Origin of the sequence: Methanoregula sp. UBA64 (assembly GCF_002502735.1) — an archaeon.
Taxonomy (GTDB): domain Archaea; phylum Halobacteriota; class Methanomicrobia; order Methanomicrobiales; family Methanospirillaceae; genus Methanoregula.
Genome location: NZ_DAQC01000001.1, coordinates 27561 through 48818, shown reverse-complemented (window position 1 = coordinate 48818; position 21258 = coordinate 27561). Strand labels below are relative to the sequence as shown.

21 protein-coding genes and 2 tRNA genes are annotated in these 21258 nt (G+C 57.6%); 17 read left to right on the top strand and 6 right to left on the bottom strand.

The features are described from left to right. Positions 1-93 precede the first annotated feature (93 nt). From BP758_RS00250 to BP758_RS00225, 6 genes are all read left to right on the top strand, one after another. Positions 94-1296 carry a nicotinate phosphoribosyltransferase gene (locus BP758_RS00250; RefSeq protein WP_292367563.1) on the top strand — a complete coding sequence of 401 codons (1203 nt, stop codon included), beginning with the start codon at positions 94-96 and terminating at the stop codon, positions 1294-1296. 88 nt (positions 1297-1384) lie between these two features. Next, a tRNA-Ala gene (locus tag BP758_RS00245) sits at positions 1385-1456 on the top strand. A 62-nt stretch (positions 1457-1518) separates the two neighbouring features. Further along, positions 1519-2148 (top strand): DUF47 domain-containing protein, encoded by a 630-nt coding sequence (locus BP758_RS00240; RefSeq protein ID WP_292367561.1) that lies wholly within the window; start codon positions 1519-1521, stop codon positions 2146-2148. After that, positions 2145-3338 carry an inorganic phosphate transporter gene (locus BP758_RS00235; RefSeq protein ID WP_292367559.1) on the top strand — a complete coding sequence of 398 codons (1194 nt, stop codon included), beginning with the start codon at positions 2145-2147 and terminating at the stop codon, positions 3336-3338. Before BP758_RS00240 ends, BP758_RS00235 begins: the two co-directional genes overlap by 4 nt. A gap of 59 nt (positions 3339-3397) precedes the next feature. Continuing rightward, positions 3398-4027, top strand: coding sequence for a DUF47 domain-containing protein (locus BP758_RS00230; RefSeq protein ID WP_292367557.1), 630 nt, complete (start codon positions 3398-3400; stop codon positions 4025-4027). Between the two features lie 39 nt (positions 4028-4066). Next, positions 4067-5098: an inorganic phosphate transporter gene (locus tag BP758_RS00225; protein WP_292367556.1), complete on the top strand. Its 1032-nt coding sequence runs from the start codon at positions 4067-4069 to the stop codon at positions 5096-5098. A 65-nt stretch (positions 5099-5163) separates the two neighbouring features. Here BP758_RS00225 and nth read toward each other — a convergent pair whose 3' ends face one another. The 3 genes from nth to pyrH form a co-directional block, all read right to left on the bottom strand. After that, a complete protein-coding gene (nth, locus tag BP758_RS00220) occupies positions 5164-5808 on the bottom strand; it encodes an endonuclease III (RefSeq protein WP_292367554.1) in 645 nt (214 codons plus the stop codon). A gap of 7 nt (positions 5809-5815) precedes the next feature. After that, positions 5816-5890, bottom strand: a tRNA-Pro gene (locus BP758_RS00215). 57 nt (positions 5891-5947) lie between these two features. Continuing rightward, entirely contained in the window at positions 5948-6652 is a 705-nt protein-coding gene (gene pyrH, locus BP758_RS00210; protein ID WP_292367552.1) for a UMP kinase, read from the bottom strand. 54 nt (positions 6653-6706) lie between these two features. On the opposite strand from pyrH, the gene BP758_RS00205 reads away from it, so the two are divergent. The 7 genes from BP758_RS00205 to BP758_RS00175 all read left to right on the top strand — a co-directional run bounded on the left by BP758_RS00205 (position 6707) and on the right by BP758_RS00175 (position 14299). Beyond that, positions 6707-6871 (top strand): hypothetical protein, encoded by a 165-nt coding sequence (locus BP758_RS00205; protein ID WP_292367550.1) that lies wholly within the window; start codon positions 6707-6709, stop codon positions 6869-6871. A gap of 22 nt (positions 6872-6893) precedes the next feature. After that, positions 6894-7904, top strand: a complete 1011-nt coding sequence (gene amrS / locus BP758_RS00200) for an AmmeMemoRadiSam system radical SAM enzyme (RefSeq protein WP_292367547.1) — start codon at positions 6894-6896, stop codon at positions 7902-7904. Beyond that, positions 7897-8397 (top strand): Mut7-C RNAse domain-containing protein, encoded by a 501-nt coding sequence (locus tag BP758_RS00195; RefSeq protein ID WP_292367545.1) that lies wholly within the window; start codon positions 7897-7899, stop codon positions 8395-8397. Before amrS ends, BP758_RS00195 begins: the two co-directional genes overlap by 8 nt. A gap of 205 nt (positions 8398-8602) precedes the next feature. Continuing rightward, positions 8603-9988 (top strand): hypothetical protein, encoded by a 1386-nt coding sequence (locus BP758_RS00190; protein ID WP_292367543.1) that lies wholly within the window; start codon positions 8603-8605, stop codon positions 9986-9988. Between the two features lie 10 nt (positions 9989-9998). Continuing rightward, a complete protein-coding gene (locus BP758_RS00185; RefSeq protein WP_292367541.1) occupies positions 9999-10679 on the top strand; it encodes an ABC transporter ATP-binding protein in 681 nt (226 codons plus the stop codon). Further along, positions 10676-11896 carry an ABC transporter permease gene (locus tag BP758_RS00180; RefSeq protein ID WP_292367539.1) on the top strand — a complete coding sequence of 407 codons (1221 nt, stop codon included), beginning with the start codon at positions 10676-10678 and terminating at the stop codon, positions 11894-11896. The genes BP758_RS00185 and BP758_RS00180 overlap by 4 nt, the downstream gene beginning before the upstream one ends. 840 nt (positions 11897-12736) lie before the next feature. After that, entirely contained in the window at positions 12737-14299 is a 1563-nt protein-coding gene (locus BP758_RS00175) for a PKD domain-containing protein (protein ID WP_292367536.1), read from the top strand. An 11-nt stretch (positions 14300-14310) separates the two neighbouring features. Here the strand turns inward: BP758_RS00175 and BP758_RS00170 are convergent, their stop codons facing one another. After that, on the bottom strand, positions 14311-14463 hold the full coding sequence (locus BP758_RS00170) for a hypothetical protein (protein WP_292367534.1): 153 nt from the start codon (positions 14461-14463) through the stop codon (positions 14311-14313). Positions 14464-14584: 121 nt separating this feature from the next. On the opposite strand from BP758_RS00170, the gene BP758_RS00165 reads away from it, so the two are divergent. Then, complete coding sequence (locus BP758_RS00165; RefSeq protein WP_292367532.1) at positions 14585-14989, top strand: hypothetical protein; 405 nt, start codon at positions 14585-14587, stop codon at positions 14987-14989. A gap of 79 nt (positions 14990-15068) precedes the next feature. On the opposite strand, the gene BP758_RS00160 is transcribed toward BP758_RS00165, so the two are convergent. Both BP758_RS00160 and BP758_RS00155 read right to left on the bottom strand, forming a co-directional pair. Further along, positions 15069-17045, bottom strand: a complete 1977-nt coding sequence (locus BP758_RS00160) for a protein kinase domain-containing protein (RefSeq protein WP_292367530.1) — start codon at positions 17043-17045, stop codon at positions 15069-15071. 38 nt (positions 17046-17083) lie between these two features. Next, positions 17084-17851: a helix-turn-helix domain-containing protein gene (locus BP758_RS00155; protein ID WP_292367528.1), complete on the bottom strand. Its 768-nt coding sequence runs from the start codon at positions 17849-17851 to the stop codon at positions 17084-17086. Positions 17852-18170: 319 nt separating this feature from the next. Here BP758_RS00155 and BP758_RS00150 point away from each other — a divergent pair, with 319 nt between their 5' ends. The 3 genes from BP758_RS00150 to BP758_RS00140 are packed head-to-tail and all read left to right on the top strand — an operon-like array spanning position 18171 to position 21194. Continuing rightward, positions 18171-18392, top strand: coding sequence for a hypothetical protein (locus tag BP758_RS00150; RefSeq protein WP_292367526.1), 222 nt, complete (start codon positions 18171-18173; stop codon positions 18390-18392). Further along, positions 18389-20749: an ArnT family glycosyltransferase gene (locus BP758_RS00145; protein WP_292367524.1), complete on the top strand. Its 2361-nt coding sequence runs from the start codon at positions 18389-18391 to the stop codon at positions 20747-20749. The genes BP758_RS00150 and BP758_RS00145 overlap by 4 nt, the downstream gene beginning before the upstream one ends. 40 nt (positions 20750-20789) lie before the next feature. Further along, a complete protein-coding gene (locus BP758_RS00140) occupies positions 20790-21194 on the top strand; it encodes a GtrA family protein (protein WP_292367522.1) in 405 nt (134 codons plus the stop codon). Positions 21195-21258: the final 64 nt, after the last annotated feature.

The following is a 21258-nucleotide window of genomic DNA, read 5'->3' as shown; positions in this document are numbered from 1 at the left end:
TCAAGGGTAGGTTGCCCCGGAACTAATACCTAGCGAATCACAGGGGGGGTGCGACCAGCAGACGTAAATTTTCCGGTATCCCAATAACTGCGTATGGGCCTTTTCGACACGGTGAGCGACGCGAAGATCAAGTCTGGGGAATGCACGGATATCTACTTTGTCCGGACCGAGGAGATCCTCAAAAAGGAGGGGATCAACCCGCTGGTCTCGATGGAAGTAACCGCTGCTGCTCTTCCCGATACCTGGGGTATCTTCTGCGGCCTTGCCGATGTGCTCGCGCTCCTCGAAGGGGTGCCGGTAACGGTCGATGCCCTGAAGGAGGGCACGCTCTTTTTTGCCGGCGAACCGGTGGTCCGGATCACCGGGCGCTACCGGGACTTCTGCCGGTACGAGACCGCCATTCTCGGTTTCCTCTGCCACGCCTCAGGGATCGCATCGGCAACCGCCCATATCATGTGCGAGACAAAAGGAAAGCCGGTGTACTCCTTTGGTTCCCGCCGCCAGCACCCCTCCATTGCGATGATGATCGAACGGGCGGCCTGGATCGGGGGTGCGGACGGGGTCTCGAACACCTGCGCCCCCCCGGGTATGCCCGTTGTCGGCACCATGCCGCATGCAATGGTGATGTGTTTTAAGAACCCCGAAGAGGCATGGCGGGCCTTTGACCGGGACGCCCCGAAGGCCGTGCCCCGGATCATGCTCTGCGATACCTACTGCGACGAGAAAGCGGAATCGCTCCATGCAGCGGAGTGCGGGGCGACCGCGGTCCGGCTCGATACGCCCCGGTCCCGGCGCGGGAACATGCGGGCGATCATCGACGAAGTCCGCTGGGAGCTCGATTCGCACGGCTATTCCCGGGTGCAGATCTTCCTCTCGGGAGGGGTCACCAGAGACGATGTGATTGCCTACCGGGACTGCGTGGATGCGTTTGGGATCGGAGGCGCTATTGCGAATGCTCCCGTGGTCGACTTTGCCATGGATATTGTGGAGATCGAAGGAGTGCCAAAGGCAAAGCGGGGAAAAAAGAGCGGGATAAAACAGGTCTGGGAGCTGGTCTGCGGAAAGCACCGCACCCTGCCGGCCGGGCAGGCCGCCCCGGCAAATGCCACGCCCTTAATCGTCCGGTACATCGAGAACGGGAAGATCGTGCAACAGTCCGAAATACCGACGGCGCGGGGACGGGTGCTTGCCTGGATCCGGCATGTTGCCGAAGAGGCAGCGAATCCGGACGCAACCGCAAAAAAAGAGAGAAAGAACGGTGCGAAAGGAAAAGCCGGGGCAAAATCCCCGGAGTAACGGGTCGCACCGTTCCATTGCCACCCCCTGTTTTTTGCCGGTCTTTCCCCCAATTCTTTTAACCTATGCCGTTCTACACTGTTAGAGCGGGCCGGTAGATCAGTGGTAGATCGCTTCCTTGGCATGGAAGAGGCCGCGGGTTCAATTCCCGCCCGGTCCATTTTTCTGATCCGTTTTTAATCACCTTTTTATACTTCCCGGCAAACGGTATGTCAGGAGACCATGCGCATCCGCGACCTGATCCTTCCCGAAGACCAGATCTTTTTTGCCCTCTTTAAGGATATGGCCCAGAAGATCAACGAGGCTTCGGCAACCTTAAACGAGATCACCCACGAGCTCCCGGAAGGGATCGAAAAAGCCCATAAGATCCGCCAGATCGAACATCTCGGGGACGAAGTAACGAGGCATATCTACGAGCGGCTCAACGAGTCGCTGATCACGCCGCTCGAACCCGATGAGATCGCCCGCCTTGCCCCGGCTCTCGACGATGTCCTCGACAAGCTCGACTGGGTGGCCCACCAGCTGGCTACCTATGAACTCACCCGGTCGAGCGACGTGCTCAAGGAATACTCGTACCTCATCCTGATGACCAGTAACGAGATCGTTGAGGCGGTGGATGCCCTTGCAGACTTAACAAAACCCCAGGAAGTCCACAGCCATATCCTTGAGATCAGCAGGCTGTATAACCTGTCAAGCGAGCTGCTCTCCCGTGCCATTCTTGAGATCTTCAAGACCAAGGATCTCCTCATGATCATCAAGCTCAAGGATATCTACGAGAGCCTTGCAAAGGTGATGGAGAAATGCAACGATGTCGGGCATGCACTCTCTGATATCTCGATGAGTCATACATGACCGGTATCGAGCCTCTTATCGTATTCGGTATCGCACTGGCGCTCGTCCTCAACTTCCTGAACGGCATGGCCGATGCTGCGCAGGGGATCGCCACGGTAGTAGCAACCCGGGCGCTCTCCCCGTTCAAAGCCGTCCTCCTGACCGGGTTCTGTAACATGATCGGCCCGTTTATCTTCACCACGGCCGTTGCAGCGACCATCGGGACAGCAATCGTAACTCCGGGGGCGCTCACCCCCCAGACCCTCATCGTGGCGATGCTGTCCTCTACGACACTGGTGTTCCTTGCAACCCGGCTCGGCCTTCCCGTCTCAAGCAGCCATGCCCTCATCGGCGGGCTCATCGGGGCGGGCATTGCCGCGTTCGGGATCGGGGCGGTGATCTGGCCGGATGCGGGAATTATCCTCGATACGTTTGCCTGGGCACTGGCCGGGGCTGCTGTGGGAGCGATTGTGGTAGGTGCAATTGCCGCCACGTTCCAGGGGGACATGCGGCTGGCAGCCATTATCGGCGCCATCTGCGGCGGAGCCCTGGCAATCCCCCTCCTCATCCTTTTTGGCATGCTGAAGATCACCGGCCTCCTTGCGGTCGTCCTTTTCATCTTTATCTCGCCGGTTCTTGGCGCAACGGCATCGTTCCTCTTCGATATACTGGTCTCGCACCTGTTCCGGAATTCCCGCCAGGACCGGATGAACCGGATCTTTTCCCCGCTCCAGATCGTTGCGTGCTGCTTCCAGGCCGCAGGCCATGGTGCAAACGACGGGATGCACGCCGTCGGTGTGATCGTCGCACTTCTCGTCTCTGCCGGGATCCTATCCACATTTACCGTACCTTCCTGGGTTCTCCTCTCCTCTGTCGCTGCCATCGGGATTGGCACCTGTTTTGGCGGGTGGAAGATCGTGGACCGGATGGCAAAAGGGATCACGAAGATCCGGCCCTACCAGGGGTTCTGTGCGGGAACTGCCGGCAGCATGACGCTTGCCCTTGTCACGACGCACGGCATCCCGGTCTCGTCGAACAACGTGATAAGCGGGGCAATTGTCGGTGTCGGAGTAACCCGGGGAAAAAATGCGGTCCAGTGGAAGGTTGTGCGGGAGATGATGACGGCGTGGGTGGTCACGATCCCGCTTGCAGCCATATGCGCGTGGGCGGGCTACATGCTCTTCCTGCTTGTCGGCACCCTTATCCCGTAGGCACGATCTTTCGGTATATTTTTAGTCTTTCTGCGCTGATGAAGAGTAGGTTTTAGCATATGGGGCTCCGGGAATTACTGATACCGCAGGACAAGATCTTTTTTGAGATGTTCGAACGCCAGGCGGCAACCGTGCGCGAAGCCGCCTACCAGCTCATAGGATTGAGCGAGGATTTCACCAACGTCAAGGAGAAACGGCACGCCATCGAACTCCTGGAGCACCAGGGCGACCAGATCACCCACGGGATCTACGAGCAGCTCAACAGGACGTTTATTACCCCCCTCGATCCGGAAGAGATCTCACGACTCGCATCGGCTCTCGACGACGTGATGGACAATATCGACAGTTCGGCAGAGAAGATGTATTACTACGGGATCGAGAGCACCGACTCGCACATGATCGAACTGGCAAAGCTCATCCACCTCTCAACCGTCGAGATCGAAGGGGCGGTAAAAGGCATCCGCTCGATCAAGGACCCCCGGTATATCGAGGAGCGCTGCATTGAGGTGAACCGACTCGAAAACCTTGCCGACGATGTGCTTGCCCATGCAGTAACCGACCTTTTCAAGACAAACGATGCCGTGGCGATCATCAAGTACAAGGATATCTACGAGAACCTTGAAACAGCGACCGACTACTGCGAAGATGTAGCGAATGTGCTCTCGGACATTGCGATCCGGCACTCGTGAGGGTACTGACATGAACAAGCGGTCCGGCGGTGAGATCCCGTGATAGAAGCCCCCCTGATCCTGATTATCGCGATCATCATCGTCGCCCTGATCTTCGATTTCACCAACGGTTTCCACGACTCGGCAAACTCGATCTCGACCGTGGTCTCCACCAAGGTTCTCTCTCCCAGGAACGCCGTGATCTTCGCCGCGTGTTTCAACTTCCTTGCCGCATTCGGTTTCGGGGTGGCGGTGGCAGATACGATCAGCAGCATCGTCCAGCTCAACATTGTTTCGACCTTGGTCATTCCCTATATCATCCTCGGGGCGCTGACCGGCGCCATCAGCTGGAACCTTATCACCTGGTTTTTTGGCCTGCCCACTTCCTCGTCCCATGCCCTGATCGGCGGTCTTACCGGGGCCGGCATCTCCGCTGCCGGGCTTGCTGCAATCAAATGGTCGACCGTGGGAAAGGTTGCCCTCTTTATGGTGCTCTCGCCGCTGATCGGCCTTGCCTGCGGGTTCCTCTTTATGGCGGCGATCCTCTGGATCACCCGGGGCTCGAACCGGCCTACCGCGGAAAGCTACTTCAAACGACTCCAGCTCTGTTCTGCGGCAGCATACAGTTTCAGCCACGGGACAAACGATGCCCAGAAAACGATGGGTATCATCCTCCCCCTCCTCTTTTCCATCGGGTATTTCGGTGCAACCGCGAGCACGACCTCGCTTCCGGTACCGTTCTGGCTGATCATGGTCTGTTACACGACCATTGCCCTCGGCACCCTTGCCGGGGGATGGCGGATCGTAAAGACCATGGGATACAAGATCACCAAACTTCGCCCGGTCCACGGGTTTGCAGCAGAGACCGCGGGTGCGGCAACGATCCTTGGTGCATCTGCGGCCGGGATCCCGGTCAGCACAACGCACGTGATCTGTTCGTCCATTATGGGTGTCGGTACCACGATGGGGTCGAGTACGGTAAAATGGGGAATGGCCCGGAGCATCATGTTTGCCTGGATCCTGACGATCCCGGTGAGCGCCCTGATCGGGTATGCCGCGTTTGCGGTGATCCGCATCTTTGTCGGGGCATAACCGCCTTTTTTTTAATGTAGTGCCCCGTGCAGTTCTTTAAAAAAAGCGCTGTGAGCTTTTGAGGGTCAGTGCAGGCCGTGGTAGTACCGGCAGTGCTGCCGGATCACGCAGGTTTCACAGAGAGGTTTTCTCGCATCGCAGGTCGCCCGCCCGTGGGCAATGAAGACATCGGTGAGATCGCCCCATTCCTTCTTCGGGAAGAGCGCCATGAGATCCTGTTCGATCTTTTTTACATCGTCCGTGTCCGAGAACCCGATCCTCTGTGCCAGACGGCGCACGTGGGTGTCCACGGCAATCCCGGTATTCTGCCCGAAACCGTGATACATCACGATGTTTGCCGTCTTCCTGCCGACCCCGGGGATCGTGAGCAGGTCATCCATGGTGCGGGGAACCTTTCCGCCAAAACGGTCGATCAATGCCTGTGCAGCGGCGACGATGTGCTTTGCCTTTGCATGGTAAAACCCGAGCCGGTGGATGATCGGTTCCACATCCGCGATCTCTGCCCGGGCAAGGGCCGCCGGTGTCGGGTAGGCTGCAAAAAGGGGGTCTTTTACCATCAGGACCGCCTTGTCGGTGGTCTGGGCAGAGAGAATCGTTAGGACAAGCACCTCAAACGGGGTGCCCCGGCAGACGGTGGTCGGCGATTCACGGGCGTGCGGATACTGTTTTACTAAAAGAGAGTAAATCCGAAGGGCGTCCTGTTTTTTCATGTCCGTATGGGGTAGGGCGGATTCGAACCGCCGTCAAAGCGTCCCAAACGCTCTAGGATGGACCAGGCTACCCTACTACCCCGCGCCTTACAGTATTGTTGTCGGCCGCTAAAAATACCTGCCGTTACCTCCCCTCACGTCAGAGAGGGAGGATCGTATCTTTTGTGTCGCTCACAACCGAGCAGGTCCCTTTCCCGGCAAGCAGGACATCGGCCAGGTTCGCCGGCCGCCGGCCGTCTACTACTACGAGCGGGATGTGGCTGCGTTCGACGATCCGGGCGGCAATGATGTCGAGCACGTTATGGGAGCCGGCCCCCAGGCCGCCTTTCCCGACGATATCGAGGAGTTCTGCTGGGGTGAGCGTGTCATAGCGCCGGGCACCGGTATACCGGTTGGGGTCACGGTCGTAGATCCCGTCGACCGAGGTCACGTTCACGAAGAGATCGGCCCGGACCCGTTCCGCAAGCACGGCGGCGACCGCATCGGTGGTCTGGCCCGGCGTAATCCCGCCCATCACCACGATCTTCTTTGCCTCGGCGAACTTCTTTGCCTCCGAATGGCTTTCCGCCACCTTCGGATAGGCCGCCTCGCCAAGCGCGGCGATTAACAGCGTTGCATTGAGCCTTGTCACGAGGATCCCGATCTCGTCTGCTGTCCCCTCGTCGATCCCAAGGTCCCGTGCAACATCGATGTAATCCCGGGCCGCTCCCCCGCCGCCGACCACGACAAAAATCCGGTGCTTTGCCGCGAGCTTCTTTAAGACCGCGAGATATGCCTTGATCCGGTTCTTTTCAAGTTCCGGGATCAGAATTGAGCCGCCCAGCGAGATTACGACCGTCTTCATTGCACTAGTTTTTGTGCCGGATGCTCATATAGAGTTGTTGAAGGGGAGTTTGTCATGTTATACTGTCCGGCCTGCAAGAGCCGCAATATCTTCCCGGTCGCCGGGGGATATATCGGCCAGGTATATCTCTGCAAAGACTGTAAGTACCGCGGCTCGTTTGTCCTTGAGGTTGATGACGAACCGGAAAAAGACGGGAAAACCTCCGGGTTGCATACGTAAGGGATCTGCGGCGTGACGGGCCATGAGGGAAGCGCGCCAGTACATAAAAACAGGGAATAACGCGGTCCAGTGTACCCTGTGCAGCCACCGGTGCCGGATCGCCGACGGGAAGCACGGGATCTGCGGCGTCCGGCAGAATACCCACGGAACGCTCTATGCAACAACCTATGGCCTGGTGAGTGCCGAAGCCGTAGACCCGATAGAGAAAAAACCGCTCTACCATTTCCTGCCCGGCACACTCACCTATTCGCTCGGGGGGATCGGGTGCAATTTTACCTGCCGCCACTGCCAGAACTGGCAGATCTCGCAGGCCGATCGGCAAAGTGCCCGTCTCGTTTCTATTTCCCCGGAAGAGGGCGTCAGCCGCGCCGCCGCGAGCGGGTGCGCAAGTATCTCGTGGACGTATAACGAACCGACCATCTGGCACGAATATCCCCTCGATATGGGGATGCTTGCCCGGTCCAGGGGCCTGGGCACCTGTTATGTCACGAACGGCTATATCACCGAAGAGGCGCTCCGGGAGCTTGCCCCCATGCTCTCGGCATTCCGGGTGGACCTCAAGGCATTCACCGACGATTTTTACCGGAAAATCTGCGGGGCCCACCTGCAACCGGTGCTCGATGCTGTGGTTCTTGCCCGCGAACTGGGCATGCACATCGAGACCGTGACGCTCGTGATCCCGGGGGAAAACGACAGCATGGAGGAGCAGGAAGCCCTGATCCGGTGGGTGATCGAGAACCTTGGCCCCGAGACCCCCATGCACTTCTCCGCATTCCACCCGGATTTCCGGATGACCGACCGTGGCGGGACACCGGCAGCACTCATCGAAAAGATCTGCACCCGGGCAAAAGAGCTCGGCCTGCAGTTCCCCTATGCCGGGAACGTGGGACACAACGGGTTTGACGACACCTGCTGCCCGGCCTGCGGCTCGCTCCTCATAAAACGGCGGGGATTTTCCGCAGAGATCGTCGGCCTCGATGAACGTCAGTGCAAAAACTGCGGCGAGACCATCGGGATCGTTCGTCATGTCTGAAGAGCCGGTTGCTGATGAGTCCCGGTTCCTTGCCGACCGGATGCTTGGTACCCTTACCCGGTACCTCCGGTTCATGGGGTACGACACGATCAGTGCGAATGGCTGGTCCCCGGGGGATCCCCGGGAAGACACCCGGCTGCTCGATCTGGCGTACCGTGAAAAGCGGATCCTGCTGACCCGGGACCATGAGCTTGCCCGAAGGGGCGGAAAACAGGCAGTACTCGTAGAGGCAGAAGACGTCATCGGGCAGAGCGGACTGCTTATCGGGCGCGGACTGATCAGCCGCCGGCTCCTGATGTGCAGGTGCTCGCTGTGCAATACCGTGCTGCGCAGGGCAGCCGATGACGAGATTGCCTCAGCTCCATATGCCCCGCAGGAAAAGACCGGCTTTACTTTTTTCTGGTGCGAAGCATGCGGGAGACTGTACTGGAACGGGTCGCACCAGCGGCGACTCCAAGAACGGATTGTCCCGACAATGTTACCACCGGATTGACCGGTCCCTTTTCATTTTCTTACGAGCGGCCAAAGCAGGTCGGCGGGAAACTCTGATTTTAGTACACATCAGGGAATGTGGAGACGATATAGTGAACCGCCCGGTTCAATACATACCCGGAATAGTTCATAATTCGCCGGTCGGTATGCTGTGAATATATCTGTCGTGGCAGGGGAAGTGATGGCTCATACTCTCTGGAGATATTATGAAGGTAAAACTGGGAATATTTTCCATCATCCTGTTGCTGATGATGGTGCCGGTCTGTTTCGCAGACAGCACCTCATCGGGCAGCACGACCAGTAGTTCCAGCACCAGCAGTACTTCGTCAAGCAGTTCGTCAAGCACGACGAATGTGGATGATGCAGCGCTGGTCTATGTTTCGAATGTGACCATGGATCCGGTCTCGTACTTTCCGGGCGATACTGGTACGATCACCGTAACGCTCACAAACAGCGGCACATCCGCGATCGGGCTCTCGCATCCGGATCTTCTGAGTTCCAAACTGAATGTAAACAACGAGGATAACTGGGAAGCGATGAGCTATGTCGGTGCAGGTTCGACAATTTCCTATTCCCTGATCACCACCGCAAAATCCACCGATGGGACGTATTATGGACTGTTCTCTATAGGAACCAAGAGCGGCAACTCCATCCATTACCCTATCAAGATCATTATTGATTCAGACCCGCTCTCAGCAGCCATCACGGATAAGCCCACCTCGTTCTCTCCGGAAGCAGAACAGAACGTGACACTTACTATCATGAACACCCGTGATGGTGCAGTTAACAATGTTGTGATTACTCCAACAGGTTCCGGGAGCGATGCCTACCCAAGTACCTATCTCGTCCCGACAATCAGTGCTGGCAGTTCCACCGATGTGACGTTTGGCATTACCCCCCACACGGCATCAAACATGACGTTCCATGTCAGTTACGAGAACGGCAACAACCCCCATTCCATCGATGTCGTGCTGCCGATAAACTTCGGTGCGGACAAGACCGCAGCTGTGCCGGTGGTAAATAACGTGGTGCTCTCCTCGTCGGGCAGCGCCTACGATATCACCGGGGATATTACGAACGCCGGTGTCTCCGATGCAAAAGGTGTGGTGGTGAGCGTAGGCTCCCCGGCCAAAGGGACCGGCACGTATCCCGAATACGCCATCGGAAGCATTGCCTCTGACGATTCGAACAGTTTTGAGGTGACCTTTACCACAAACGACCTTTCGTCCATCCCGCTCGTTGTGAGCTGGAAAGACAGTGAAGGAAACGATTACAGCATCACCAAGACCCTCGACCTCTCCACCAGCTCTGCCGGTGCCACTACAGGCACGTCAGGCAGCAGCACAAAGACCTTCTCCAGCTCATCCATGAGCGGCGGACCGGGCGGCATGAGCGGAGGTCCCGGGGGAATGGGCGGGGGCCCTGGCGGCAGTAGCAGCAGCAACAGCGCAACCTCGCTCCTTACCGGCAGCAAAGGCGGCGGAATCAGCTCATTTATGCCGGTGATCATCGCCGCAATCGTACTTGTGGCAGGGATTGTCCTGTGGAAAAAGCGGAAATGGGTCATGGGAAAGATCAAAAAGCAGCAGTGAGGGATCGGACATGACCGATACCCCCATTATCCAGCTTGTTAACGTGACAAAGACCTACCATCTCGAAAGCGGCGACTTTACCGCATTAAATGACGTCACCCTCGATATCAGGGAGAACGACTTTGTCGCCATCATGGGGCCCTCGGGATCGGGTAAATCGACCATGATGAACCAGCTGGGGATCCTCGATGTCCCGACATCGGGGACACTGTACATTGCAGGAAAAGATGTGGCAAAGATGACGCCGCTGGAGCGGACGCACATGCGCCGGGACACGATTGGGTACATCTTTCAAAAGTTCTACCTGATCCCCCTCCTCTCCGCGTACGAGAACGTGGAGTACCCGCTGATCCTGAAATACAAAAAACATGATTCAACCGGGAGGGCGGCTGACCTCCTCGAACAGGTAGGTATTGATAAGGACATGAGCGCCCATCGCCCCACCCAGCTTTCGGGAGGCCAGCAGCAGCGGGTAGCCATTGCGCGGGCGCTGGTGAACGATCCGAAGATCCTTCTCTGTGACGAGCCGACCGGTAACCTCGACCGGAAGACCGGGCTCCAGATCATGGATATTCTCTGCGACCTGCACAGCAAAGGCAAAACGGTAATCATCGTTACGCATGACCCGAAGATCGCCGAGTACGCACAGCGTACCATACGGCTGGACGATGGGAGGATCGTGGAATCATGATCAAGGGCGATATCTTCTTCAGCCTCTCGGTACGGAGTGTGAAGCTGAACTTCACCCGCTCGCTCCTTGCTGCCATCGGGATTGTGATCGGTGTGGTCGCCATCGCGTCGATGGGAATGCTGGGTACAAACATGCAGCTGGAGGTAAAAGACCAGCTCTCATCGAGTGCGAATACGATCGTCATCTCGTCGGATTCCGTCCGTATGGGCCCGCCAGGGTCAACGCCGACCTCGTCGACTGCCACTGGGATCACAAAAACCCAGCTTGCAAAGATCAAAACCATTGTGGGGACAAACGGTACGGTGATCCCGATCTATTCGACGACGGGTGAGTTTACCCTGTCATCGGTACCGGGCCGTGCCCAGATCTACGGTATCGATCCCGATGATATCACCACATTTCTGACCCTCAACCAGACCTACGGGAACTCGAGCATTGAAAGCGTGAATGATGCACTTGTCGGGGCAAACATTGCCGAACAGTTCAACCTCAAAGTAGGGAGCCGGATCAAGATCGGCTCGTTCTCGTCCACGTCCCGTCCCGAGGTAAAGGTCGCCGGGGTCTTAAAGGCCCGGGGGACTACCTCGGATGGGGTATCCGCAGACAACGCGATCATCGTGAACAGCAAATGGTACACCGACCAGTACGGCGGGAAAGACAAATACAGTCAGGTGAACGTGATCGTCAAGGATACCGATAATATTGCCGATATCGAAGAGGCGATCGATGCAAAGATCAATACCAACAGCAAATCGCCGGCAGTACGGATAACGGATGCGACCTCGCAGCTCGAAACTGCAACGTCGACGCTGAGTACCGTAACGACATTTATCATGGCTATCGGCGGTATCTCGCTCCTTGTCGCGGCAGTGAGCATCTTTAACGTGATGATGATGTCGGTGAACGAGCGGATCCAGGAGATCGGCATCCTGCTCTCTATCGGGACCGAACGCGGGGAAGTCCGCCGGATGTTCCTCTACGAGGCATTCATTCTCGGCCTCCTTGGGGCGGTTATCGGGGGGGTGAGCAGTCTCATCATCGGGTACTCGGTGGTGGATGCCATGATCGGGACAACGGCATACTTCTTCATGCCGGAGAGCATCATGTATGTTCCGGCGGCGATGCTGGTGGGGATCGTGGTCTGCGTGGTCTCGGGGTTGTACCCGGCGTGGCGGGCCTCGAATATGGATCCCATCGATGCATTGCGGAGCGAATAAACGGTATGCGGGTGCATACCCCGCCCCGTTTTCCCCCCCTCTTTTTTGTTTTTCCATGCACCCTGTTTGCCCGGAAGAGCCGGTTACCGGATATGTTGTACCTCCCGGTTTCATCCATATCCCTTGCTGTCCTTAATTTCACGACTGCCATGAGGGCATTATAAGAGTCCTGCTTACCACGGGCATGTATGGTGAGTACCCGACCGGGAAATCACCAGCGGAGGTGAGATGAGAGATTTGCAGCATACGGGATAACTCCTAAAAAACACCCTGAATCCGTCACAACCCCGTGATGAGACCCGGGGCCGGGTGTTTTTGCCCTGCAGGAGCATTCATGAACCGGATATACGAAACGATTCGCAGATATCCGACAAAAGACAAGGAAGAGCACACGATCAGGAAAGGCACAAAACAACCCCTGCCGTGAAGGGGTGTCAGGAAAAAGCACGATACGAATGAGACCGTTATCTTCCCGGGATGTGCAGCAGCTCCCGGGAAACAGGCCGGAACCCTATCGCGTACGGCCAGGCATTCCATGACCGGGATGGAGATACACCCTGCAGGGCCCGCCGGTCGGGAAATGCAGACGCGTGAGGGAGGGATCTTCCCTCACCTACCCTCTTTTTAGCTTCCCGTTCTCTGCACGATTGCATTCCGAGAAAGGGTACCTTGTACCAGTTGGTTCAATACTTACCGTTTCCGGGAAAAACCTGCACGCGGCATATATGCTCATAATAAATACGGGGATCGGCGATGGGGGGATCATAATGGTGATCTGATGAAAAAAACGCACATTGACTCCCCAGGGATCTTCCTGCATATGCATGCCGGGGGTTTCGCATGAAAATTCCCCTCTGCGCCGGTTGCGGCCTCCTCCTTTGCCTTATCCTTGTTGTACCGGGCTTTGCAGCGACACTGCCTTCCGTGGCATTTACCTCGAATGTTACCGAAGGAACCCTGCCTTTGGGCGTCCTTTTTGTCGATGAATCCACGAATACACCGACTGCCTGGCTCTGGTCGTTTGGCGATGGCAGTACGTCCACGCTCCAGACTCCCTCCCATACTTATACAACGGCAGGAACCTACACGGTCACCCTGATTGCATCCAATGCCGCAGGCAGCGCAACGGACACAGAAGAAGGGTATATCACCGTGACAAAATCCGGGACGGTGCCGGTTGCTGCATTCGTGACCAACCAGACCTCGGGAACAGTACCCTTTTCCATCCAGTTTATGGATACTTCCTCCAACTCCCCCACTGCATGGCTCTGGTCGTTCGGCGATGGTTCTTCTGCAACTACCAAGAATCCGGTCCATACCTACACGTCCGCCGGGACCTATTCGGTGACCCTCACCGCTTCAAACAGCGCCGGATCGACTACCATTTCCCAGCCGGGATATATTACGGTCACAAAAGAGGCTGCGGTTCCCGTAGCCTCCTTCCTTGCATCCGGGTCTTCCGGAGAGATCCCGCTGACCGTCCAGTTCTTCGATGCATCGTCCAACGCCCCCTCATCATGGGTCTGGTCGTTCGGGGACGGGGATTATGCAACAAGCCAGAATCCCTCCCATACCTATACATCAGCAGGGAGTTACACCGTCACGCTGACCGCATCCAATACTGCGGGCAGCGATACCGAAGTTGAAGAGGATTGCGTTGTGGCAGATCCTGCCAAGCCCGTTGCGGCATTTGTTGCCAATATCACGTCAGGCACGGTCCCGCTCACGGTCGCATTTACTGATAGTTCGACAAATACGCCGACCGCGTGGTACTGGTCGTTTGGCGACGGGAGCACTTCGTCTGCGCAGAATGTTACCCATACCTATGAGAATACCGGAAGCTACTCGGTCACCCTCACTGCCACCAACGACGAGGGCAGCAATACGACAACACAATCCGGGTTTATCGCGGTAAGCAACGCGATTGGAATCCCCTCTGCATCCTTTACGGCAGACACCACAACCGGTTCTGTCCCGCTTGCCGTACAGTTTACCGATACCTCGTCTAACACCCCCACTGCCTGGGTCTGGTCCTTTGGCGATGGTGCATCTTCGACCCTGCCAAACCCCACCCATACCTACACAGCGGCAGGCAGTTTTACCGTTAAACTCACGGCATCCAACACCGGGGGTACCGATACCGTTGTCAGGAACGGGTACATTACCGTCACTACAACCTCCCCCGTGACAGAGGCAGCCACTCCGACCGCTGCCACCACCTACCCGGAGATGACAGAGACAACTGACATTCCTGCGGCAGAGGCCCCAGCGGGATCGGGAGACGGATCAGGTATTCTCCCCTATGCGGGTATCGCGGTTCTTGTAGCGATAGGAACCACCGGTTATCTGTTGCTGAAACGTCCCCCGCGCGGCCCTCGTTCCGGCGGAGGCAGGGATCTTTAAAAGCACTTTTTTTAGGATTGTTGTTGCCGGACCGCAGCAGGTGTCTGTTTTTTATTCTTTTTTTTAGCCACCAGGTCCTGTGCCGGCAGAAGATTTTTACGGATTTCCCCCAGGTATGGCGAACGGTACCAGGAAGGAGGATGCCCCGCTTTTCCAAGCTCCATATACAATACCAGGGGGTTCAAATATTCCCCGGCTTTTACAGGGTATCACCGGTGCCATACAGCAGATATAATAACTCCACCGGGTAAGGGGGGAGAGAATGTTCTCCCTAACCCGGGGAATATGAAAACAAGGACAGTGAACAATCTCATGAAGAAGAGCATTACACTCCTGCTGGTTGCCTCTGCAATCCTGATCGCAGGCATCATGATTGCCGGATGCACCAGCTCAACAGACTCGACCCAGTCGTCGGGCAGCACTGCGTCCGCAACTCCCGCAGTAACCGACAACAGCCAGTCCTCAGGACAAAACGCAGCAATGACTCCTTCGGGCACTCCGCCTGCAGGAGATCAGACCAACAGTACCGCACCCTCCGGCGCACCGGCGGGCGGGCAGATGAATGGGACTGCCCCGTCAGGCACTCCGCCATCGGGAGGCCAGGCTGGCGGACAGATGAACGGCACGGCTCCCTCAGGGACACCCCCCTCGGGTACTGCACCCTCAGGCACCCCACCTGAAAAACAGTAATCTTTTTTTTTAATTTTCCGTATGCAGTTCTTCCCTGGAGTACCGGGGCATCTTCTCTCATCCCACTCCTTTAAAAAGATCAGAGTTTCTGTAAATCGGCAAGGAGATCGGCGACCGATACATACCGGTCTTTCGGGTTCTTTTTCAGGCACCGGGCAATGATCGCATTGATCGCCGCTGCGTGCGGGCCTTCGGATAACGCGGGTTCCGGCTCGCCATGTAAGATCGCATGGGTGATCTCGCCCATCCCATCTCCGCCAAAGGGAACGCGCCCGGTCAGCATCTCGTAAAAGAGTATCCCCATCTGGTAGATATCGGTCCATGGACCGGGCTCCCCGTACAGGTTCGGTGCGAGCTGTTCCGGCGCTGCGTATTCTAAAGAGAACCCGATCAGCCCGGACTGGCGCGTCCCCTGTGCTTTCGAGAGCCCCCAGTCGGTGATCTTCGGGATCCCGTCGGGAGTAATAAGGACATTCCCCGGCTTTATGTCCCGGTGGACGATCCCCTGTTCGTGGGCATACTCCAAACCTTCTGCAACGCCGGTGACAATCCGGACCGCGGTTGGTTCATCGAGGGGGAACTTCATCCCGGCAAGGGACGATTCCACGAATTCCATCTCAATATAGGGGCGGGGGAAGATGTTTGCCGCATAGATCTCGACAATATTCTTGTGGTGGAGACCTTCCCAGACATGGAGCTCTTTTGTGAACTGGGATCCCGTCTCCTCGTCGAACCGGATAGGGACTTTCACCGCGATATCCCGGTTGTTCTTTTCATCGTGTGCCTTAAAGACCCGGGCAACCCCGCCCTCCGCGATATATTCCGCATCCGGGTATCTCTTTTCAAGGGCTGCCGGCAGGCGGGCACCGTACTCCTGATCCGTCAGGGCAGGCATGGTACCGGGCGAATCCGGCTTTTTGACAACGGTTGCATTCCGTGCAGCAGGAGACAGGTTGTCTGCGGGGACCGCAGCCTTCATCCGCCGGCGCGAGCGTTCGAAGAGGATACCCCCGACAACAGAGATGATGATGGCGATGGGTACAAGCCACCAGAACCGGGCCAGGAAACCTCCGACAGGGTTGTTGGGGGGCTGCAGGTTATCGGGAAGGAGACCCTGGCCCTGCTGCTGGGATCCGGTAAATGGTTCGCTCGGAAAGCCCGAGCCCGATGACTGGGGATTATTCGACTGAGGGGACAGGCCCGTGGCCAGGTCGCCCCGGGGCTGCATCAGGTTGCCAAGACCGGTTGCATTGAACGGGACAGACGAGGCAGTAACCGTGTATGCGGAGGGCGGACTTACCAGGGGAGCCTCATCGATCACCCCGGAAGTTCCGGGCGTTGTCCCGGCAGGCGCGTCCTGCGTATACGGGGTATCGCCGACGCCATTACCATCGGTATCGGAAAACGTTGTTCCGGCCCAGTAATTTCCCAGAGGCCCGGAAAATGCCGCCCCCTTGTACTGGTACTCCTGCCGGCCCGAATACCATGCATTCTGGGATCCCGGACTGACGACATTTATGCTGTTGTTTAAGGAATTGAGAAAGAACGTGTTGGAACGGGACGAACGATCGAGATTTACCCCTACGGAATTTCCGTCAATCGTATTGTCCACGAAGTAGTTGTTCGATCCACCCCTTACAGAAACCCCGGCTGGGTGACCGGTCGACGTGGTTGAGCTGATCCGGTTGTTGTTCGAGCGTACGACAATGCCCGCGGTCGCGTTCCCGGATATCACAAGGCCGTTTACCGTGATCCCGTCTGATGACAGGGTAAGGCCGGCTTCCGATGAATTATCGGAAACAATGACCGGGGGATTTGCGGTATCGAGGCCGCCAAAAACGATCGGCCGGTCGATGACAAGGTTCCCGTAGTACGTCCCGGACGGGAGGAAGATACTGTCTCCTCCTGATGCATTGCTGATTACGTCCTGTACCGATCCGGCGGATCCTGACCGGTCATAAGTAATGACTTTTGCCGGGGCCGGGGCAGCAAGAACGAGAAGGGCAATGAGGAGGCCAAGGACAACCCAGTACGTGTTTCTCCGAACCATCATCATCTCACTTCTCGTTATCCCGGGGACAGGAAAATCCGTACTCAGGCGTCTGAAATAAACAGGAACCGGGCCGCGTTCTCGCCCAGTGCAAGATCGATGACATCGCCATTCTTCACCGGGGTCTTGCGCATCGGGGCGATGAGATCGGAGTTAACGTACGTTCCCCCCGAGCTGCCGCGGTCCTCGACCTGCCAGCCCGACGATGACCGGGACACGACTGCATGGGGTTTTGTGATCCTTGTTACCATTACGTACTCTTCGGGAAGCACGATATCAGACTCTCCCATTTTTGAGGAAGTGTCGGGATCCGTCCGCCCGATCGCGATATGGTCCTTCTTTACCAGGAACGTGCGACCCGCCCATGCTCCCCCGACAAGGTGCAGCGCCGGCACTCCTGCCCCGGCCTCTTTTACCACGGCAGCCCGGACAGAATCGAGTTTCTCCTGCAGGCCCCCGAAGCCAACCGGGATATTGACCCGGGAAAAGACCCCGAGATTTTTTATGAGCATCTCAAGGCTGCCCTCGGCAAGGGAGAACTTCCAGACCGGGTGGATGCCCTTGACCGTCTCCCGCCCAAAGCCGGCCTCCTTTTTTACCAGGCCAATCCGGACGAGCTGATCGATGTGTTTTTTCGTGTTTGCATAGCTCGTGTCGATTCGGGATGCGATCTCGCTGATCTCCTTTGGATCCTTCTCTATCACCTTGAGGATCTTGAGCCTGACGGGGTTAGAGAGGACTTCGAGGTACTCGGACAACTCCTGGATAAAATCCGGATCGGTTGAGATGCATACCGTTTTTTTGTCAGCCATGGAAGATAGCCTCCCGTTCCTGTTTGACCAAACAGGTATTCTCTACCATTACTATCTTTTGGAGTGATAAAAAGGATTGGCATTCCCTCCGGCTGGCAGCAGGTCCCGGCCTCCGCCGCAGGCATGAACGAATCCGATAGCAGGGAGCCGGACGATTGATGATCCGTGCCGGTTCAATATATCGCGGACCGGGTTTTGGGTTATACCGAGGCTATCTCACCAATATATCACCTGACCGGGAAGTTTCATCTTCCAACTTATGCCCGTGGAAACGGACCTTTACCGTTCCCGTCCCGGACACCCGTGAGGATGACTCTCCATGACAGAATCAGGAAATACCGGATCCCTGCCGGAACCCACGAATACGGTAACCAGCGGGGCAAAAAAATTCCCTGCCCGGTGGTATATCATTACCGCAGATGAGACAAACGAGATCCTCATGAACCTCGCCCTGGCCGGGCGGACGGTACAGGGCCCTGCACGCGAGCATCTCAGGATGGCCGCAGAAATCATTAAAAATGTTGAGCGGCGCCTGACATGATGCCTGCTGAGGTTGTTAAAAAATATCCCGCAGAGATCGCCCTCTGTGCGATCCTCTGCCTCTCGGCATTCTTAAACCTCTGGAACATCTGGACCGGCGGGTTCTCGAATGCGTATTATGCAGCGGCGGTAAAAAGCACGCTCGTAAACCCGGTTGCCGGGTTCTTTAACTCCCTTGACCCGGCCGGGTTTATCACGATAGACAAGCCCCCGGTCGGCCTCTGGGTGCAGGCCGCATTTGCTGCCGTGCTCGGGTTCTCGGGGTGGGTTCTCGTCCTCCCCCAGGCGCTTGCCGGGACAGGCTCGGTCGCGCTTATCTATTTCATCGTCTCCCGCCCGTTCGGGAAACCGGCGGGACTTGTCGCAGCCTTTGCCCTTGCCGTGACCCCGATCTCGGTTGCCATAGCAAGAAACGGGACCATGGACATGCAGATGATCTTTGTTGTCCTTCTCGCAGTCTGGGCAGCGCTCAAAGCCGCCCGCGAGCAGTCGCTTCCCTGGCTCCTTTGCGCGGCGGTCCTTGTCGGGATCGGGTTCAATATCAAGATGATCCAAGCTTTTATCGTCGTCCCTGCCATTCTCATCGTCTATCTCCTGGCAACAACGGACTTTTCGTGGAAGAAGCGGGTCGTCCATATGGGGCTTGCGGTCCTTGTCCTCCTTGCAGTCTCCCTCTCCTGGGCTGTCGTAGTCGACAGCATCCCCGCAGACCAGCGCCCGTTTGTTGGCGGCAGCGACGACAATACGGAACTGGGCCTTATCCTCAACTACAACGGCGCTCACCGTCTCGGGATAGGGGACAGCAACGGTCCCGGCGGTTCGGCCGGTCCTTCTTCAGGGGGATCCACGGGAGGGCTCTCATCGGCGGGGCCGGGCGGCAGCCCGGGTTCTCCCGGCAGTGATTCTGCTCAGCCCGGAGGATCTTTATCCCAGGAACCTGGAGAAGGAACCGGCCCGGGCAATGCAGCCGGCAGCTCCGGTATGTCTTCGGGCGGTCCCGGAGGCATGGGCGGAGGTGGATCGGGAAAAAGCAGTCCGGGTATCTTCCGGCTCTTCCAGAACGATCTTGCAGGCGATATCGGGTGGCTCCTTGTCTTTGCCCTTATCGGGGTCCTTGCATGGGCAAAAAAACCCCGCTCCCTCACCCTTACCGGCGTAAGAGAGGCCGGGTATTTCAGTGAGCGGGGGCTGACGCTCCTTGCCATGCTGCTCTGGCTCGTCCCGGGGCTAATCTACTTCAGTTTCACCTCCGGGTTCTGGCACGACTACTATATCGCAACGCTGGCCCCGCCCCTCGCGGCCCTTGTCGGGATCGGGGCGGCGGGTATGTACCACGAGTACATCACGGGCAGCCGGGCCGGGTGGCTGCTCGTCATCGCCGTCCTTGCCACCGGCCTCGTCCAGGCATATTTCCTCGGGAAGGTTACGGGCTTTGCCGGCTCGCTTTCTCCCTTCATTCTTGCCGCGACCCTCATCTGCGCCGTACTCCTCGCCCCGATGATGATCCACACAACCGTGGTGCCGGGGAACTACCGCGGGCATATCACCGCCATTGCCATCGCGATCCTCCTTATCGCGCCGCTGGTCTGGTCCTGCACGCAGCTACCGGGGGGAAACAGCGGGAACCTCCCGTCAGCATGCCTGTCCGGCGGTTCCGGAGGCAGCATGGGAGGCGGTGGGCCGGGCGGAGGTATGTCCGGGGACCCCTTATCGTCGGGTATGGCCGGGCCCGGGAATACCGGAATCTCTGGCCCGGGCAGCAGCGGTGCCGATCCGGGTATTGGTGGCATGCAGCCGGGTATGGCAGGGAACAGCACGCGCCTTTCCGACCGGCAGGGAATGGACCGGTCCGGCCCGTGGACCGGGACCTCCGGGATGCCTTCGAGGGAAGGGAACACAGGTGACCGGGCTACAGGAAGCTCTTCCATGAGCAGCGGACCGGGCGGCATGGGCGGACCCGGGGAGAGCGGATCGACTGCAACGCTTACAAACTACCTGCTCTCGCACACGACAAACGAGACCTGGATCCTTGCCGTCCCCAGCTCGCACCAGGGTGCGGACCTGATCATCGCTACGGGAAAACCGGTCATGTGCCTCGGGGGATTTGCCGGCAGCGACCAGGTCCTGAACGTGACCACGCTCCAGGAATACATCCATGATGGGAAGGTCCGGTTCTTCCAGACCGACAGCCAGAGCAGCCCCACGGGAAGCGGGAACAGCGCGATCTTCAGCTGGGTGAGCGCTCAGTGTACGGCGGTCTCCCTTTCAGAAGGGACCGGAGCGGCAGGGATTGCAGCGAACCGGAGCAGCGAAAACAGGGCAGGAATTTCCCTCTACGACTGCCTGGGCGCGGCGTGAGGGTAAAAGCGAACAGATGGTGCGCGGGAGACAACCTGGTATGGATAACAGGATCGCCGGGTACTGCCATTCGCGGATCGTCCCGTTCTTTTTTGTCGGGATCCTCTCGTCGCTTGTCGATATCGGGCTGATGTATGCCGCGATGACGTACCTTGATATCTGGTACCTGTACGCTGCGGCGTTCTCGTACGGCTGCGGGATCATGGTGAGTTATGCGGCAAACAAGTACCTCACCTTCCATGACAAGAGCAAACAGACCGCAACCCAGTTTGCGACCTTTGCCGCAATCTCGGTCTCCTGCCTGATTGTCAATCTCGGGATCGTCTGGCTCGTAGTCACGTTCCTTGCTTTCCCGCCCTTGCTGGCAAAGATCCTTGCAACCTGCTGTGCGTTCTTCTGGAACTACCACGGCCAGAGCAGGTTCACATTCCGGAACCCGGCCTAGGGGGCGACCGCCTGACCTCATCTGAAACTCCAGTGGAAACACCGGCCGGGAAACCGGAAGAAAT

Bases quoted from the DNA above. Each gene is read 5' to 3' on its own strand.
- BP758_RS00230 (WP_292367557.1), top strand. From the start codon at position 3,398: ATGGGGCTCCGGGAATTACTGATACCGCAGGACAAGATCTTTTTTGAG.
- amrS (WP_292367547.1), top strand. From the start codon at position 6,894: ATGAGGGAAGCGCGCCAGTACATAAAAACAGGGAATAACGCGGTCCAG.
- BP758_RS00205 (WP_292367550.1), top strand. From the start codon at position 6,707: ATGTTATACTGTCCGGCCTGCAAGAGCCGCAATATCTTCCCGGTCGCC.
- pyrH (WP_292367552.1), bottom strand. From the start codon at position 6,652: ATGAAGACGGTCGTAATCTCGCTGGGCGGCTCAATTCTGATCCCGGAA.
- BP758_RS00140 (WP_292367522.1), top strand. From the start codon at position 20,790: ATGGATAACAGGATCGCCGGGTACTGCCATTCGCGGATCGTCCCGTTC.
- BP758_RS00175 (WP_292367536.1), top strand. From the start codon at position 12,737: ATGAAAATTCCCCTCTGCGCCGGTTGCGGCCTCCTCCTTTGCCTTATC.
- BP758_RS00170 (WP_292367534.1), bottom strand. From the start codon at position 14,463: ATGGAGCTTGGAAAAGCGGGGCATCCTCCTTCCTGGTACCGTTCGCCA.
- BP758_RS00195 (WP_292367545.1), top strand. From the start codon at position 7,897: ATGTCTGAAGAGCCGGTTGCTGATGAGTCCCGGTTCCTTGCCGACCGG.
- BP758_RS00160 (WP_292367530.1), bottom strand. From the start codon at position 17,045: ATGATGATGGTTCGGAGAAACACGTACTGGGTTGTCCTTGGCCTCCTC.
- BP758_RS00240 (WP_292367561.1), top strand. From the start codon at position 1,519: ATGCGCATCCGCGACCTGATCCTTCCCGAAGACCAGATCTTTTTTGCC.
- BP758_RS00145 (WP_292367524.1), top strand. From the start codon at position 18,389: ATGATGCCTGCTGAGGTTGTTAAAAAATATCCCGCAGAGATCGCCCTC.
- BP758_RS00165 (WP_292367532.1), top strand. From the start codon at position 14,585: ATGAAAACAAGGACAGTGAACAATCTCATGAAGAAGAGCATTACACTC.
- BP758_RS00155 (WP_292367528.1), bottom strand. From the start codon at position 17,851: ATGGCTGACAAAAAAACGGTATGCATCTCAACCGATCCGGATTTTATC.
- BP758_RS00150 (WP_292367526.1), top strand. From the start codon at position 18,171: ATGACAGAATCAGGAAATACCGGATCCCTGCCGGAACCCACGAATACG.
- BP758_RS00180 (WP_292367539.1), top strand. From the start codon at position 10,676: ATGATCAAGGGCGATATCTTCTTCAGCCTCTCGGTACGGAGTGTGAAG.
- BP758_RS00235 (WP_292367559.1), top strand. From the start codon at position 2,145: ATGACCGGTATCGAGCCTCTTATCGTATTCGGTATCGCACTGGCGCTC.
- BP758_RS00190 (WP_292367543.1), top strand. From the start codon at position 8,603: ATGAAGGTAAAACTGGGAATATTTTCCATCATCCTGTTGCTGATGATG.
- BP758_RS00185 (WP_292367541.1), top strand. From the start codon at position 9,999: ATGACCGATACCCCCATTATCCAGCTTGTTAACGTGACAAAGACCTAC.
- nth (WP_292367554.1), bottom strand. From the start codon at position 5,808: ATGAAAAAACAGGACGCCCTTCGGATTTACTCTCTTTTAGTAAAACAG.
- BP758_RS00250 (WP_292367563.1), top strand. From the start codon at position 94: ATGGGCCTTTTCGACACGGTGAGCGACGCGAAGATCAAGTCTGGGGAA.